11 protein-coding genes are annotated in these 15,605 nt (G+C 62.2%); 2 read left to right on the top strand and 9 right to left on the bottom strand.

What is annotated here, in order from left to right; translation table 11 throughout:
• Positions 1-82 precede the first annotated feature (82 nt).
• Together Q2T94_RS14340 and rpoB are read right to left on the bottom strand one after the other, a co-directional pair.
• On the bottom strand, positions 83-3,976 hold the full coding sequence (locus tag Q2T94_RS14340; protein WP_264270827.1) for a DNA-directed RNA polymerase subunit beta': 3,894 nt from the start codon (positions 3,974-3,976) through the stop codon (positions 83-85).
• A 185-nt stretch (positions 3,977-4,161) separates the two neighbouring features.
• Positions 4,162-7,668 (bottom strand): DNA-directed RNA polymerase subunit beta, encoded by a 3,507-nt coding sequence (gene rpoB / locus Q2T94_RS14335; protein WP_264270826.1) that lies wholly within the window; start codon positions 7,666-7,668, stop codon positions 4,162-4,164.
• Between the two features lie 308 nt (positions 7,669-7,976).
• Here rpoB and Q2T94_RS14330 point away from each other — a divergent pair, with 308 nt between their 5' ends.
• Together Q2T94_RS14330 and Q2T94_RS14325 are read left to right on the top strand one after the other, a co-directional pair.
• Complete coding sequence (locus Q2T94_RS14330) at positions 7,977-9,170, top strand: acetyl-CoA C-acetyltransferase (RefSeq protein ID WP_302265163.1); 1,194 nt, start codon at positions 7,977-7,979, stop codon at positions 9,168-9,170.
• Positions 9,171-9,207: 37 nt separating this feature from the next.
• Positions 9,208-9,678 carry an aminoacyl-tRNA deacylase gene (locus Q2T94_RS14325; protein ID WP_302266430.1) on the top strand — a complete coding sequence of 157 codons (471 nt, stop codon included), beginning with the start codon at positions 9,208-9,210 and terminating at the stop codon, positions 9,676-9,678.
• Here Q2T94_RS14325 and Q2T94_RS14320 read toward each other — a convergent pair.
• From Q2T94_RS14320 to secE, 7 genes are all read right to left on the bottom strand, one after another.
• The gene (locus Q2T94_RS14320) at positions 9,641-10,834 is read right to left on the bottom strand and encodes an acyltransferase family protein (protein WP_302265162.1); all 1,194 of its coding nucleotides are present in this window, start codon (positions 10,832-10,834) and stop codon (positions 9,641-9,643) included. The genes Q2T94_RS14325 and Q2T94_RS14320 overlap by 38 nt on opposite strands.
• A gap of 206 nt (positions 10,835-11,040) precedes the next feature.
• Positions 11,041-11,415, bottom strand: a complete 375-nt coding sequence (rplL, locus tag Q2T94_RS14315) for a 50S ribosomal protein L7/L12 (protein ID WP_264270823.1) — start codon at positions 11,413-11,415, stop codon at positions 11,041-11,043.
• 68 nt (positions 11,416-11,483) lie between these two features.
• Entirely contained in the window at positions 11,484-12,038 is a 555-nt protein-coding gene (gene rplJ, locus Q2T94_RS14310; protein ID WP_264270822.1) for a 50S ribosomal protein L10, read from the bottom strand.
• A 1,002-nt stretch (positions 12,039-13,040) separates the two neighbouring features.
• Positions 13,041-13,748, bottom strand: a complete 708-nt coding sequence (rplA, locus tag Q2T94_RS14305) for a 50S ribosomal protein L1 (protein ID WP_217389409.1) — start codon at positions 13,746-13,748, stop codon at positions 13,041-13,043.
• 160 nt (positions 13,749-13,908) lie between these two features.
• On the bottom strand, positions 13,909-14,340 hold the full coding sequence (rplK, locus tag Q2T94_RS14300) for a 50S ribosomal protein L11 (RefSeq protein ID WP_217389408.1): 432 nt from the start codon (positions 14,338-14,340) through the stop codon (positions 13,909-13,911).
• A gap of 131 nt (positions 14,341-14,471) precedes the next feature.
• Positions 14,472-15,269, bottom strand: a complete 798-nt coding sequence (gene nusG, locus Q2T94_RS14295) for a transcription termination/antitermination protein NusG (RefSeq protein ID WP_264270821.1) — start codon at positions 15,267-15,269, stop codon at positions 14,472-14,474.
• A 57-nt stretch (positions 15,270-15,326) separates the two neighbouring features.
• Positions 15,327-15,593 carry a preprotein translocase subunit SecE gene (gene secE / locus Q2T94_RS14290; RefSeq protein ID WP_264270820.1) on the bottom strand — a complete coding sequence of 89 codons (267 nt, stop codon included), beginning with the start codon at positions 15,591-15,593 and terminating at the stop codon, positions 15,327-15,329.
• Positions 15,594-15,605 lie beyond the last annotated feature (12 nt).

Here is a 15,605-nt window from a genome sequence, read left to right as displayed (position 1 = left end):
TTTCAAGGAACGGGAAGCGCGGCACGGGCCGGCCTCGTTACGTGTTCTTCTCCCCCGCGCTGCGCGGGAGAAGAATTACGCCTTAGCGGAAATCGTTGCCGAGATCGTAGTCATCCATTGCGATGGCGTGGAACTCCGGGCTGAGGCCCGGCTCCAGACCGTCGTAGTCCATGCCGGTGGAGAAGGCGGACTGTCCGGTGAACAGCGAAGCCTTCGCTGCCTCGGTCGGTTCCACGTTCACCTGGGTGTAGCGGTCCAGGCCGGTGCCGGCCGGGATCAGCTTACCGATGATCACGTTTTCCTTCAGGCCGAGCAATGGATCGGACTTGCCTTCCATCGCGGCCTGGGTCAGGACACGAGTGGTCTCCTGGAAGGACGCGGCCGAGAGCCAGGAATCGGTAGCCAAGGAAGCCTTGGTGATACCCATCAGCTCGTCACGGCCCGATGCCGGACGCTTGCCCTCGGAGACGGCCTTGCGGTTCTCCGACTGGAAGCGTGCCTTGTCAGCAAGCTCGCCCGGCAGCAAGTCGGTGTCGCCCGACTCGATGACGGTGATGCGGCGAAGCATCTGGCGAACGATGACTTCCACGTGCTTGTCGTGGATGCCAACACCCTGGGACTGGTAGACCTCCTGGACTTCGCGGACGAGGAACTTCTGTGCCTCACGCGGGCCTAGAACTCGCAGAACCTGCTTCGGGTCGATCGCACCTGCAACCAGCTGCTGGCCAACGGCGACGGACTCGCCCTCGACAACCAACAGACGTGCACGACGCAGCACCGGGTAGGCGATTTCTTCGTCGCCGTTGTCCGGGGTGATGACAACGCGAAGCTGCTTCTCGCTGTCCTCGATCGTGACGCGGCCGGCAACCTCGGAGATCGGGGCAACACCCTTGGGGGTACGTGCCTCGAAGAGCTCCTGGATACGCGGCAGACCCTGGGTGATATCTTCCGCGGAAGCAGCACCACCGGTGTGGAAGGTACGCATGGTCAGCTGGGTACCGGGCTCACCAATGGACTGTGCGGCAATAATGCCCACTGCCTCACCGATGTCCACGGTCTTGCCGCTGGCCAGCGAACGGCCGTAGCACAGTGCACAGGTTCCGACGGCCGACTCACAGGTCAGCACGGAGCGGACCTTGATGTCGGTGACACCGGCTGCGAACAGTTCGTCGATGAGCACGTCGCCCACGTCCGAGCCGCCCTCGGCGAGCACCTTGCCCTCTGCGTTGGTCACATCGGTGGCCAACGTACGGGTGTAGGCGGAGTTCTCGACGGTTTCGTGCATGCGCACGGTGCCGATCTCATCGGTGTATGCAATCGGCACGTTCAGGCCGCGGCTGGTGCCGCAGTCGAGTTCGCGCACGATGACATCCTGCGAGACGTCCACCAGACGACGGGTCAGGTAACCCGAGTTGGCGGTCTTCAGCGCGGTATCGGCCAGACCCTTACGGGCACCGTGGGTGGCGATGAAGTACTCGAGAACCGACAGGCCTTCGCGGTAGGAAGACTTGATCGGACGCGGGATGATCTCGCCCTTAGGGTTGGACACCAGGCCACGGATACCGGCAATCTGGCGAAGCTGCAGCCAGTTACCACGAGCCTTTGAGGTCACCATTCGGTTAATGGTGTTCAGCTCTTCCATGCCGGCGCGCATGGCCTCGGCAACTTCGTCGGTCGCCTTGGTCCAGATGTCGATCAGGTCCTGGCGGCGCTCGGAGTCCGCGATCAGGCCCTTGTCGTACTGCGACTGCACGCGGGTTGCCTTCACTTCGTACGGAGCAAGGATGGCTGCCTTGTCCATGTTCGAGGTGATGTCCGAGATGGCCACGGTGACACCCGAGCGGGTGGCCCACTTGAAGCCTGCATCCTTGAGGTTGTCCAGCGTTGCCGCGGTGACGACCTTCGGGTAGCGCTCGGCCAGGTCATTGACGATCTCGGAGAGAGCGTCCTTGCCTGCGACACGCTCAACCCATGGGTAGTCCACGGGCAGCGTCTCGTTGAAGAGCACCTGGCCCAGCGAGGTTTCGATGAGCGCATCGGTGCCCTCGACCCAGCCTTCCGGAGCCGACTGCTCCGCAGACGGAACGAAGCCCGAGACGCGGATCTTGACCGGCGAGTTCAGGTGCAGTTCGCCGCGGTCCATGGCCATGATCGCCTCGGAGGTCGAGGAGAACGCACGACCGGCGCCCTTCTCGTCCAGGCGCTTGGTGGTCAGGTGGTGCAGGCCGATGATCATATCCTGCGAAGGCAGGGCAACCGGGCGGCCATCCGAAGGCTTGAGGATGTTGTTGCTCGAGAGCATCAAGATCCGGGCCTCGGCCTGGGCTTCGGGGCTCAGCGGCAGGTGAACTGCCATCTGGTCACCGTCGAAGTCGGCGTTGAACGCGGCACAAACCAGCGGGTGAAGCTGAAGGGCCTTGCCTTCAACCAGCTGCGGTTCGAACGCCTGGATGCCCAAGCGGTGCAGGGTAGGTGCACGGTTCAGCAGCACCGGGTGCTCGGTGATGATCTCTTCGAGAACGTCCCAGACCTGCGGACGGTAGCGCTCGACCATGCGCTTGGCGCTCTTGATGTTCTGTGCGTGGTTGAGGTCAACCAGGCGCTTCATCACGAACGGCTTGAAGAGCTCCAGGGCCATCTGCTTGGGCAGACCACACTGGTGCAGCTTCAGCTGCGGGCCGACCACGATGACCGAACGACCCGAGTAGTCGACGCGCTTGCCGAGGAGGTTCTGGCGGAAACGACCCTGCTTGCCCTTGAGCATGTCGCTCAGGGACTTCAGCGGGCGGTTACCCGGACCGGTCACCGGACGGCCGCGACGACCGTTGTCGAAGAGCGAGTCCACAGCTTCCTGCAGCATGCGCTTTTCGTTGTTCACGATGATTTCCGGCGCGCCGAGGTCCAACAAGCGCTTGAGGCGGTTGTTGCGGTTGATCACGCGGCGGTACAGGTCGTTGAGGTCGGAGGTCGCAAAGCGGCCACCGTCCAGCTGCACCATCGGGCGAAGTTCCGGCGGGATCACCGGAACGGCGTCCAGGACCATGCCCAACGGGGAGTTGGTGGTGGTCAGGAACGCGTTGACGACCTTGAGACGCTTCAGGGCACGCGTCTTGCGCTGGCCCTTGCCGTTCTCGATGATCTCGCGAAGGATCTCGGCTTCCGCTTCCATGTCGAAGCCCTCGAGGCGCTTCTTGATGGCTTCGGCGCCCATGGAGCCTTCGAAGTACAGTCCGTAGCGCTCGCGCAGCGAGCGGAACAGGCCTTCGTCTCCCTCGAGGTCGGCGACCTTGAGGTTCTTGAAGCGGTCCCAGACCTGGTCAAGACGCTCGATGTCGGCATCGGCGCGCTTACGCACCTGTGCCATGGTCTTGTCGGCCAGGTCGCGGGCCTTCTTCTTCTCCGCTGCCTTGGCACCGTCGGCTTCGAGGGCAGCAAGCTGGTCCTCGAGGTCGCGGGCAATGGCGGCGATGTCGGAGTCGCGGGTGTCAACCAGCTGCTTGCGTTCCAGGTCATGCTGGGCCTGGAGGTTCGGCAGTTCGGCGTGGCGGCGCTCTTCATCAACGGCGGTGACCATGTAGGCCGCGAAGTAAATGATCTTCTCAAGATCCTTCGGGGCCAGGTCAAGCAGGTAGCCCAAGCGCGAGGGAACGCCCTTGAAGTACCAGATGTGGGTCACCGGAGCGGCGAGCTCGATGTGGCCCATGCGCTCGCGACGGACCTTGGCGCGGGTGACTTCGACGCCACAGCGCTCGCAAATGATGCCCTTGAAACGCACGCGCTTGTACTTGCCGCAGTTGCACTCCCAGTCACGGGTCGGACCGAAGATCTTTTCGCAGAAAAGACCGTCCTTCTCCGGCTTGAGGGTGCGGTAGTTGATGGTTTCGGGCTTCTTTACCTCGCCGTAGCTCCACCCGCGGATCTCTTCCGCAGTTGCCAGGCCGATGCGCATGAGGCCGAATGAGGATTCGCTGGACATATGGTCCTTATCTCTCTTCTAAGTTCTCTGAAGTCTAATGTGGTGAGGTGTTCGCGGATCCGGTGCGGATCCGCGCTCACCGTTGGGTCTGGAAGAAATCCAGTTCCGTGGCGTGTTCCGGGCCGGGGAGTGCCGGGGGCGCTTGGCCCCCCGCACTCCCCCGACCCGCGAACACGGGGTGGGAACTAGACCTCTTCGACGGAGTTCGGCTCCGACCGGGAAAGGTCGATGCCGAGTTCTTCCGCGGCCCGGAAGACTTCTTCGTCCGAGTCTCGCATTTCGATGGTTTGGCCGTCGGTTCCGAGGACCTCGACGTTCAAGCACAACGACTGCATTTCCTTGATCAGGACCTTGAACGATTCCGGGACACCTGGTTCCGGGATGTTCTCGCCCTTGACGATTGCCTCGTAGACCTTCACGCGACCGTGGATGTCATCGGACTTGATCGTGAGCAGTTCCTGCAAGGTGTATGCGGCACCGTAGGCCTCCAGGGCCCACACTTCCATTTCACCAAAGCGCTGACCACCGAACTGTGCCTTACCACCCAGCGGCTGCTGGGTGATCATGGAGTACGGACCGGTGGAACGGGCGTGGATCTTGTCGTCCACCAGGTGGTGGAGCTTCAAGATGTACATGTAGCCCACGGACACCGGATCCGGGAACGGCTCGCCGGAGCGGCCGTCGAACAGACGGGCCTTTCCGGAGTTGCCGATCAGGCGGACGCCGTCGCGGGTCACTGCCGTGTGGTCGAGCAGCCCGCGGATTTCGTCCTCCGACGCACCGTCGAAGACGGGGCTGGCAACCTTGGTGGATCCCATTTCACGCGGGAGGGCCGGCAGGTTCTTGACCCACTCGGGCTCGCCCTCGATCTTCCAGCCCTGCTTCGCAGCCCAGGCCAGGTGGATTTCCAGGACCTGTCCGACGTTCATTCGACCCGGAACACCCAGCGGGTTCAGGACGATGTCGACGGCGGTTCCGTCTTCCAGGAACGGCATGTCCTCGATCGGCAGGATCTTGGAGATGACGCCCTTGTTGCCGTGGCGGCCAGCGAGCTTGTCACCGTTGGTGATCTTGCGCTTCTGGGCCACGTAAACGCGGACCAGCTGGTTGACGCCCGGGGGCAGGTCGTCGTCGTTGTCGCGATCGAAGATGCGTACGCCGATGACCACGCCGGACTCGCCGTGCGGAACCTTCAGCGAGGTGTCGCGAACTTCGCGGGACTTCTCACCGAAGATGGCGCGCAGCAGGCGCTCTTCCGGGGTCAGCTCGGTCTCGCCCTTGGGCGTGACACGGCCGACGAGGATGTCGCCGGCTTCGACCTCGGCACCGATGTGGATGATGCCGCGCTCGTCGAGCTGCGCCAGGATTTCCTCGGAGACGTTCGGGATGTCCCGGGTGATCTCCTCGGCACCAAGCTTGGTGTCGCGGGCGTCGACTTCGTGCTCCTCGATGTGGATCGAGGTCAGCACATCGTCGGAGACCATGCGCTGCGAGAGGATGATTGCATCCTCGAAGTTGTGGCCTTCCCAGGACATGAACGCCACGAGGAGGTTCTTGCCCAGGGCGAGCTCGCCCTTGTCGGTGGACGGGCCGTCGGCGATGATCGAGTTGTAGTCAACCCGGTCGCCCTCGGACACCATCACGCGCTGGTTGTATGCGTTGCCCTGGTTGGAGCGTGCAAACTTCATGATCGGGTATGCGGCCTCGGTGCCGTCATCGTTCATGACGGTGACCAGGTCGGCCGAGACCTCGGAGACGACACCGCCGGTGGTGGCAACGACGGAATCGCCGGCATCCACGGCTGCGAACTTCTCCATGCCGGTACCCACGAGCGGGGATTCGGAGGCCAGCAGCGGCACGGCCTGGCGCTGCATGTTGGCGCCCATCAGTGCGCGGTTGGCATCGTCGTGCTCGAGGAACGGAATCAGGGCGGTTGCCACCGACACCATCTGGCGCGGGGAAACGTCCATGTACTCGATCTCGGACGGCTCGACGATGACAGGCTCGCCTCCACCGCCCTTTTCACGGACCAGGACGCCTTCTTCGAGGAAGCTTCCGTCTTCGCCCAGCGGCGCGTTGGCCTGTGCGATGAAGGAATCGAGCTCGTCGTCGGCCGTCAAGTAGTCGATCTGGCCGGTGACCCGGCCATCGACGACCTGGCGGTACGGGGTTTCGATGAAGCCGAAGGCGTTGATGCGGCCATAGGTCGCCAACGAACCGATCAGGCCAATGTTCGGGCCTTCAGGGGTTTCAATCGGGCACATGCGTCCGTAGTGGGACGGGTGGACGTCTCGGACTTCCATGCCTGCACGGTCACGGGACAGACCGCCCGGGCCCAGCGCGGAGAGACGACGCTTGTGCGTCAAACCGGCCAGCGGGTTGTTCTGGTCCATGAACTGCGAGAGCTGGGAGGTTCCGAAGAACTCCTTGATCGCCGCAACAACCGGACGGATGTTGATCAGCGTCTGCGGGGTGATCGCCTCGACGTCCTGCGTGGTCATGCGTTCGCGAACGACGCGCTCCATGCGGGACAGGCCCGTGCGGACCTGGTTCTCGATCAATTCGCCCACGGCGCGGATGCGACGGTTGCCGAAGTGGTCGATGTCATCGATGCTCACGGTCAGGTCGACGGGCTTGCCGTCGCGAATGCCCGGGGTGGTCTTCTCGCCGGCGTGCAGCGCCACCAGGAACTTGATCATCGCGACGATGTCGTCGATGTTCAGGACCGAGGCGTCGGGGCTGTTCAGCGGGGTGTCGACACCGAGCTTGCGGTTGATCTTGTAACGACCAACCTTGGCCAGGTCGTAGCGCTTCGCCTCGAAGTAGAGGTTCTTGAGCAACGCCTGTGCTGCATCGACCGTCGGCGGCTCGCCCGGGCGAAGCTTGCGGTAGATATCCAGGAGGGCTTCTTCCTGGGTATCGGTGGTGTCCTTCTCCAGGGTCGCGCGGATCGAGTCGTACTGTCCGAACTCTTCCAGGATGCGGCCTTCGGTCCAGCCGAGGGCCTTGAGCAGGACGGTGACCGACTGCTTGCGCTTGCGGTCGAGGCGGACGCCGACCTGGTCGCGCTTGTCGATTTCGAGTTCGAACCAGGCACCACGCGACGGGATGATCTTCGCGGTGAAGATGTCCTTGTCACTGGTCTTGTCCGGGGTGCGCTCAAAGTAGGCGCCCGGGGAACGAACCAGCTGGGACACCACGACACGCTCGGTGCCGTTGATGATGAAGGTACCCTTGTCGGTCATCAGCGGGAAGTCGCCCATGAACACGGTCTGCTGCTTGATTTCGCCCGTGTTGTTGTTCATGAACTCGGCCTTGACGTACAGCGGAGCGGCGTACGTGGCGTCGCGGTCCTTGCACTCGGCCATGGTGTACTTCGGATCAGCGAACTCCGGCTCCGAGAAGCTCAGGGACATGGTCTCCTGGAAGTCTTCAATCGGGGAGATCTCTTCGAAGATCTCGGCCAGGCCAGAGATGCTGGCTACACTGGTGTCACCAATGGTCTGGGCGTACGCCAGACGGTTCTTCCAGCGCTCGTTGCCGATGAGCCAGTCAAAGCTCTCGGTCTGCAGTGCCAGCAGGTTGGGGACGTCAAGTGGTTCGTGAATCTTTGCAAAAGAAAGTCGGCCAGCATATTCCGCGCTGCGGGCCGAACTAGCGGTTTGGTTGTTAGAGGTGCTCGAGGCGACCAAGATGGATCCTTCCACAGACCGTCAGGTTTCCGGCGTCGTCTCTCTGTGAAGAGTTTCACTGATCACAGCACCGCTGAGCAGGCCCACCGCTATATGAAGGCCGGAGATGAAAAGAGAAGACGCAAAGTTCCACGTTACACCATGGGACTTACCATGTCCAGCGGCCCGCGTGCAACCCGGCACCCCAGGCCGGGAACGGGATGAGAGTTCCGTCACCATTGGATGGAAGTTCTGTGGCGCAAACCACATCGCGCTAGCCTAGAGGTAAGTACTTATTCCCGGTACTACCCGAAAGCGAGATTCCGATCATGTCCTCACCACGAGACGCCGTGCTGGTCGCAGGTGCCCGCACGCCCTTTGGCCGGCTCAACGGCCAACTTTCCAGCCTCAGTGCCGTCGAACTGGGGGCGGCCGCCATCCGTGGTGCACTGGAGCGGTCCGGAATCCCCGCAGCCGAGGTGCAGGCGGTGATCATGGGCCACGTGGTCCAGGCCGGCTGCGGGCAGAACCCTGCGCGCCAAAGCGCCATTACCGCCGGGATCGGCTGGGACGTCAATGCGACGACTTTGAACAAGGTCTGCCTCTCCGGGCTTGCCGCCATCACCGACGCCGCCCGGTTGATCCGCGTGGGCGACGCCGACGTCGTGGTTGCCGGAGGCCAGGAATCCATGTCGCAGACGCCGCACCTGCTGCCGGGTTCGCGCCAGGGCTGGACCTACGGAAACATCTCGGCCATCGACTCCGTCGCCCACGACGGGCTGACCGACGCCTTTGACGGCAACTCGATGGGCATGAGCACCGAAGCCAAGAACTCCGTCCTGGGCCTGACCCGCACCCAGCAGGACGAGGTGGCTGCGGCTTCGCACCAGCGGGCCGCTGCTGCCATCAACTCAGGTGTCTTTGCGGAAGAAATCGTGACGGTCAGCATCCCGCAACGCAAGGGAGGTACCTTGGTGGTCGACACCGACGAGGGCGTCCGCCCGAACGCGACGATCGAGACGCTGGCCGGGTTGCGCCCGGCCTTCGCCAAGGACGGCACTATCACCGCCGGAAACTCCTCTCCCCTGTCCGACGGAGCCGCTGCCGTCATCGTCACCTCGCGGGAGTACGCCCGGTCCCGCAACCTGGAGATCCTGGCTACCATCGGCGCCGCTGGCCAGGTCGCCGGTCCCGACAACTCGTTGCATTCCCAGCCATCGAATTCGATCACCGCGGCCTTGAAGAAGCAGGGATGGGCGACCTCGGACCTCGACTTCATCGAGATCAACGAGGCGTTCGGTGCCGTGGCATGCCAGTCGCTGAAGGACCTTGGATACCCCCTGGACAAGACCAACATCCACGGCGGCGCGATTGCCCTGGGGCACCCCATCGGCGCCTCCGGGGCGCGCCTGGCCCTGACCGCGGCCATGGAACTAAAGCGCCGCGGTTCGGGCAAGACCGCCGTCAGCCTCTGTGGCGGCGGAGGCCAAGGCGATGCCCTGCTGTTGAGCCGGGAGGCCTAGGACCGTGGCAGAGCAGGTTCCGGCGGGAGTGGCCCGCATGCAACAGGACGCCGCCAAGCGCGGCCTGGATGTCCACGTCGTTTCCCGTCCGCCGGCCCGGAGCCTGGCCGAGGCGGCGGGCCTGTTGGGCGTCGAACCGCGCGAAATCATCAAGTCCCTGGTGGTGAAGCACAAGGACGGATCTTTCTTCTTCGCCCTGATTCCCGGAGACAGGGTCATTTCCTGGCCCAAGCTGCGTTCCCTGCTGGGCGTGAACAAGTTGTCCATGCCGCACTCCGACGTTGCCTTCGCGGCAACGGGCTACGAGCGCGGCACCATCACTCCGCTCGGGTCAAGCACGCCGTGGCCGGTTTACGCCGACTTGGGCATGGAACCGGGGAGGATCTGCATTGGTGCCGGCGCACACGGGCATTCGGCCTTTGTGGATTCGACAGCCTTGATTGCCGCGCTGGATGCCACAGTGGCGGACATCAGCGACCCGGAGCCGGAGTCGCGACCTTCTTCCTAGGAGCGAGACGGCCGCCGAGGTAGCCAAGTCCCCGGGTGGTGGCCGCCGCCAACGGCTTGGCAGAAGGCCGCTCGATGAAACGGTGGACCAGGAAAGCGACAGTGAAGACGATGCCCATGACCAGCGGCAGCGTTACGTATTGGCCCAGCACGGGAGCGAAGTGGTCAATCATCCACCAGCCCCATACCTGATGCAGCAGATAGACCGGGTAGGTCAGCGCGCCCAGGATTCCCAGGAACTTCCACTGCACATTGCCCAGGCGCGTGAGCGAAAGCAGCGCCACGGCGGCAAATAGTCCCACGATGATGAGCCAGTAGTGCCAGGCCGGGACCACATAGCCAACCAGTTCCAGCGCTTCGGTGGGACCCTTGATACCGGTGAAGTAGGCGGCGATTCCCACGTTCAACGCCAGCACCGACCAGCGCAGGATGCTGTGCCCGAAGCGATAGATCAAGAACAAGACGATCCCGCCGGAAAAGAGGGCCGCATAATCGCTCATGAGGTTCTCGGCGGCGGCCTCTCGGTTCATGAGTTGCGCCGCGAGGCCGAGCACGGGCCAAACCACCGCAAGGATGGTCATGCTGCGGATGGTCAGCAGGCGCAGGATTATCAGCGCGAGGATGAGCAGGTAGAAGCGCATCTCGACCCACAACGTCCAGTAGACACCGTCGATGTGCCGCAATCCCATGAGCGGATGGAACATCGTGAGGTTCGCCGTCAGCTCCTTGCCGCCAAGGCCCGACCCCACCTGGGGCCACATGACGATCACCAGGAATCCGGTCGCCAACACCGCAAACCAATAGGCCGGGTACAACCGGCCCACGCGCGATCCGATAAACCGTCCGGCACCCTTGCCGTAGGCGGAAAGCAGGATGACAAATCCGCTGATGATGAAGAACAATTGCACGCCCATGTTGCCATAGACGGTGACCTTCGACAGGACAGGCCAGGCGTCCTTGGCTTCGGCGGTGCCCCAAAAACCGTGGTGCCAAGCGGTGTAGTGAAACAGGACCACCAGGACGGCGGCCGCGAAACGCAGACCGTCCAGCAGCGCCAGCCGGGGTGGTTTCTGCGCGCTTTTCGGTGTGGCCTCGGCGGTTTGACTGAGGGGTGATGCCGCCGGGGCACTGAGGAGCGCCGTTGTGTTCCCCGCCATCGATGCTCTCCCTAATCCTTGGCACTGTTCGTTACCTATCTGTTATCTACGATAGCAAAAAACAAAAGCAAAGCGGCCCCAAGTGGTAAGGGTCACTCCCAACCGGGGCAAACCATAAGCTTTTTTCCAGGAGCATTCGGTGGGTTAAAGACCTCTGGCCCGCAAGACCAAAAAGGTCTGCGGGCCAGAGGCAATGAAGCGAAGAGTTACTTGACAGTAACGCGAGCGCCGGCGGCCTCCAGGGCCTCCTTTGCCTTCTCTGCAGCTTCCTTGGTTGCGCCCTCGAGGACGGCCTTCGGAGCCGAGTCAACGACCTCCTTGGCTTCCTTCAGACCCAGCGAAGTCAAGGCACGAACTTCCTTGATAACTGCGATCTTCTTGTCGCCAGCAGCTTCGAGGATAACGTCGAATTCGGTCTGCTCTTCGGCCTCAGCGGCGCCACCGGCGGCCGGGCCAGCAACTGCAACAGCTGCTGCGGAGACCTCGAAGGTCTCCTCGAAGGTCTTAACGAACTCGGAGAGCTCGATGATGGTCATTTCCTTGAAGGCTTCCAAGAGCTCTTCGGTGGACAGCTTAGCCATGGTGGGCAGCCTTTCCGTCGGCGGCACATTCGTGCCGCAAGTTACTTGAGTGAGGGGTTGAAGAAAGCTTAGGCTTCTTCGGTGGCGGCTTCGGCAGCGGGTGCCTCGGCCTCGGCAGGTGCTTCAGCAGCGCCACCGTTTGCTTCTTCGAGCTTTGCGCGCAGTGCTTCGATGGTGCGGACAGCGGCGGAAGCCGGAGCCAGCAGCACACCGGCAACACGTGCCAGCTGGAACTCACGCGATTCAAGTGCTGCCAGAGCGGCAACCTCGGTTGCGTCAAGGGCCTTGCCCTCGAAGTAACCGGTCTTGATGATGAGCTGCTTGTTGTCCTTAGCAAAATCCGTGAGGCTCTTAGCGGCAGCGATTGCATCACCCTTGATAAAGGCGATTGCAGTCGGGCCAGCAAGCTGGCCTTCGAATGCTTCGATGCCGGCTTCCTTTGCTGCGATACCAGTCAAGGTGTTCTTCACTACCGCGTACTTGGTATCTGCACCAAGTGAACGGCGAAGCTGCTTGAGCTGCGCAACAGTAAGCCCACGGTATTCGGTCAGGACAGCGGCGGTCGACTCCTTGAAGTCGGCGGTGATTTCCTCAACTGCGGAAACCTTAGTCGGCGTTGCCATAACACTCCTTCCGGGGTATAGATCTGATAACCAGTCGATCCAGCCCGGTCAGGAGTACTGACATAAAAAACGCCCCATGCAGATGCACGGGGCGGAAAGGACGCAAAATTGCGGCAAATTCACTTCGTTCACCTGCGCAGGTCGTCCTTGTGGGACTTTCGGAGTCTTACCGCATAAACAGCAATCCTCGACCGACGGTCTTCGGTATTCCAAGCCTAACAGCGTGGTGCCACGGTCTCCAAATCGAGGTGGCGTGTTCTCCGCAACTCCCCCTGGAACCGAGGTGGGGACTTGCTGCAGATAGACGACAGGCCCCTCGGGTTCCGCAACTTGGGGGATAGCGGAAGGGAGGGGCCCGTCTACGCAGCAATGCAACTTGGGGGAACGCATTGCTGCAGTTACACGCTCGGGCGGGGCTTGGGGTCTCCGCCATAAAGCGTGTGGTGACAGAGTCACCTGGTCACGATCAAATCGCGACGAGTTAACCATAGCAGGAATGTGGCGACCCACAACTCCTATTTTTGGATATTTTCGTGACTTCGGTCAAACCGCCGATAGTTCCCGACGTGCCTGTCGGGTTGCCCCGGAACCGCATCCGCAATCCTGGCGCCGCGCCGCCGGCCATGTGGCAGGACATCGACGCCGCTCACCGGGATCCCCTCTTTGATTCTGGGCATGTCAGGCGACAACGCGTAAAGACGCTCGATCGCCGAGCGGCATGTCGGCAGCCGCGTGCTGTCGCTCGCGCATGAAGTGAAACATGGGGTGCCTTGGCCCTGCACTCGCCGCTGGTCCCGCCGATCACCCGACCCGGTCGCGCGTGCCCGGTTTGTTCGATGCGGGACCTTGATCCGTTCCGGAGCCGCCGCATCGGCGCCGGCGTGAATGGGCACCGGGAATGCGTCGCTCCATCCGTATACAGCCGCCCCGCCGGTTAAACGACCGGACCCGGCACCAGTCCCCCGTTGGGGGCGGTACCGGGTCCGGAACGCAGAGGCGCTATTAGGCCTCGGAAAGCACGCGGGTCACGTTCGCATCGACCGGGACGCCCGGGCCGAAGGAGGTGGCCACGGTGGCCTTGGTGATGTAGCGGCCCTTGGAGGAGGAAGGCTTCAAACGAAGAACCTCGTCCAGTGCTGCTGCGTAGTTCTCTGCAAGCTTCTGCGCATCGAAGGAAACCTTGCCGATGATGAAGTGCAGGTTCGAGTGCTTGTCGACGCGGAAGTCGATCTTGCCACCCTTGATCTCGTTGACGGCCTTGGCGACATCCATGGTCACGGTACCGGTCTTCGGGTTCGGCATCAGGTTACGGGGACCCAGAACCTTACCCAAACGGCCAACCTTACCCATGAGGTCAGGGGTTGCAACCGCTGCGTCGAAGTCGGTCCAGCCGCCGGCGATCTTGGCGATCAGGTCGTCCGAGCCAACGAAGTCGGCGCCGGCTGCGATTGCAGCTTCTGCCTTGTCGCCATTGGCGAACACGAGGACGCGGGCGGTCTTGCCGGTGCCGTGGGGAAGGATCACGGTGCCGCGAACCATCTGGTCTGCCTTGCGAGGGTCAACGCCCAAGCGGAAGGCAACCTCAACGGTCTCGTCGGCCTTCGAGAAGGCGATCTCCTTGGCGAGGGCAACTGCCTCGGCCGGAGCGTAGAACTTGTCTTCTTCGATCTTCGCCGCGGCGGCTACGAATGCTTTACTGCGCTTTGCCATCTGCTTTTTCTCCTTATGCAGTCGTGGTCATGTATGGGTCGCGCGCGACCCTGCCACTTGCAATGCGGTGCACCGGGTTCATCCGGCTGGTTCCGCATCGACTTGGTTGTTTTGGGGGTGCGTTCCTGGGTTTCCAGGTCCGCGGGTGTGGAAGGCGGAATTAGCCTTCTACGGTGATGCCCATGGAGCGGGCGGTGCCGGCGATGATCAAGGCAGCAGCCTTGATGTCGTTGGCGTTGAGGTCTTCCATCTTCACGGTGGCGATCTCTTCAACCTGTGCCTGGGTCAGCTTGGCAACCTTGACGGTGTGCGGGGTAGCGGAACCCTTGGGCACGCCTGCAGCCTTCTTGATGAGCTCTGCTGCCGGCGGGGTCTTGGTGATGAAGGTGAAGGAACGGTCTTCGTAGACAGTAATTTCAACCGGAACCACGTTGCCGCGCTGCGACTCGGTGGCGGCGTTGTACGCCTTGCAGAATTCCATGATGTTGACGCCGTGCTGACCAAGCGCCGGGCCGATCGGAGGTGCCGGGTTGGCGGCGCCTGCCTGGATCTGCAGCTTGATGAGTCCGGTGACCTTTTTCTTGGGGGCCATGTCGGGTCCTTCTTCTTTTGCGTTGCCCCGCTGCACAGGAGCGTGCCTCGGGGGGTTGACCGCCGTGGCGCGGCGGCCGAGTCATGCCGTTTCCCGGTAAAGCAAACCGGGAAGGCACGAAGTCTTTAATGTTACTGGATCTTGGTGACCTGGCTGAACGACAGGGTCACCGGGGTCTCGCGCTCGAAGATCGAAACCAGGACGACCAAGGTGGAGGAATCCAGCTTGATCTCGCTGATCGTTGCCGGCAACGTCTCGAACGGGCCGTCGTTGACGATGACCGATTCGCCGACCTCGAAGTCAACGTGGACCTCGGTGATCGGGGCGCGGCCGGGCTTGCTGTGCTCGCCCTCTTCTTCGGTGACGATCGTGTGCTCGAGCATCGAGAAGACTTCCTCGAGACGCAGCGGCACTGGATCGTGGGCGTTGCCGACGAAGCCGGTGACGCCGGGAGTGTGGCGAACCGCACCCCAGGAAGCGTCAGTCAGTTCCATGCGGACCAAGACGTAGCCGGGAATCCGAACGCGACGCACAATTTTGCGCGTGGTGTTCTTGATCTCCACGACCTCTTCCATCGGGACCTGGATTTCATAAATGAATTCCTCCATGCCCAGGGTCTGGATACGGGTCTCGAGGTTCACCTTGACGCGGTTTTCGTAACCGGCGTACGAGTGGATGACGTACCAGTCGCCGGGCTGGCGGCGAAGCTTGGTGCGGAATTCTTCAATGGGATCCACGGCCGGGGTTTCCTCGGCTGCGGAATCCTGCTCGGCATCCTCGGTTGCCTCGACGGCGTCCTCGGAAACCTCGGGAGCCTGCTCGGCGTCCTCGGAAACGACGGAATCGGCCGACACCTGATCGGTATCAGCCTCTACTGCCTGGCCTTCGATGACTTCGGTGGCCTGCGGTTCGAGTTCCTGCTCGGACACTGCGGTTCCTGCTTTCTGTTACTGGTTCACCAGAAATGTGGGGCGAATGGTCCCGTGTTACTGTTCGGGCGAATTGGTGAAGATAAGAATTGATCCATTGCCGAAGACGAAGTCCAGAGCGGAAATGATCAGCATCATGAACACCACAAAGCCGATGACTACCAAGGTGTAGTTGACCAGCTCGCTGCGGGTCGGGGTGACGACCTTCTTCAGTTCGGAAATCATCTGACGGAAGAAGAGGGCCAATCCCGCGAAGAAACCGGCCTTCGACGGCTTCTTATTGTGCCCAGCGCCGTGCGAATCGTTTGCAGTCGTTTCGGTCACCGATTCCTCGTT

Origin of the sequence: Paeniglutamicibacter sulfureus (assembly GCF_030512175.1) — a bacterium.
GTDB classification, from domain to species: Bacteria; Actinomycetota; Actinomycetes; order Actinomycetales; family Micrococcaceae; genus Paeniglutamicibacter; species Paeniglutamicibacter sulfureus.
This window is presented reverse-complemented; position numbering and strand designations above follow the sequence as displayed.

Bases quoted from the DNA above. Each gene is read 5' to 3' on its own strand.
- Q2T94_RS14320 (WP_302265162.1), bottom strand. From the start codon at position 10,834: ATGGCGGGGAACACAACGGCGCTCCTCAGTGCCCCGGCGGCATCACCC.
- Q2T94_RS14325 (WP_302266430.1), top strand. From the start codon at position 9,208: ATGCAACAGGACGCCGCCAAGCGCGGCCTGGATGTCCACGTCGTTTCC.
- rplK (WP_217389408.1), bottom strand. From the start codon at position 14,340: ATGGCCCCCAAGAAAAAGGTCACCGGACTCATCAAGCTGCAGATCCAG.
- Q2T94_RS14330 (WP_302265163.1), top strand. From the start codon at position 7,977: ATGTCCTCACCACGAGACGCCGTGCTGGTCGCAGGTGCCCGCACGCCC.
- rplJ (WP_264270822.1), bottom strand. From the start codon at position 12,038: ATGGCAACGCCGACTAAGGTTTCCGCAGTTGAGGAAATCACCGCCGAC.
- rplA (WP_217389409.1), bottom strand. From the start codon at position 13,748: ATGGCAAAGCGCAGTAAAGCATTCGTAGCCGCCGCGGCGAAGATCGAA.
- rplL (WP_264270823.1), bottom strand. From the start codon at position 11,415: ATGGCTAAGCTGTCCACCGAAGAGCTCTTGGAAGCCTTCAAGGAAATG.
- Q2T94_RS14340 (WP_264270827.1), bottom strand. From the start codon at position 3,976: ATGTCCAGCGAATCCTCATTCGGCCTCATGCGCATCGGCCTGGCAACT.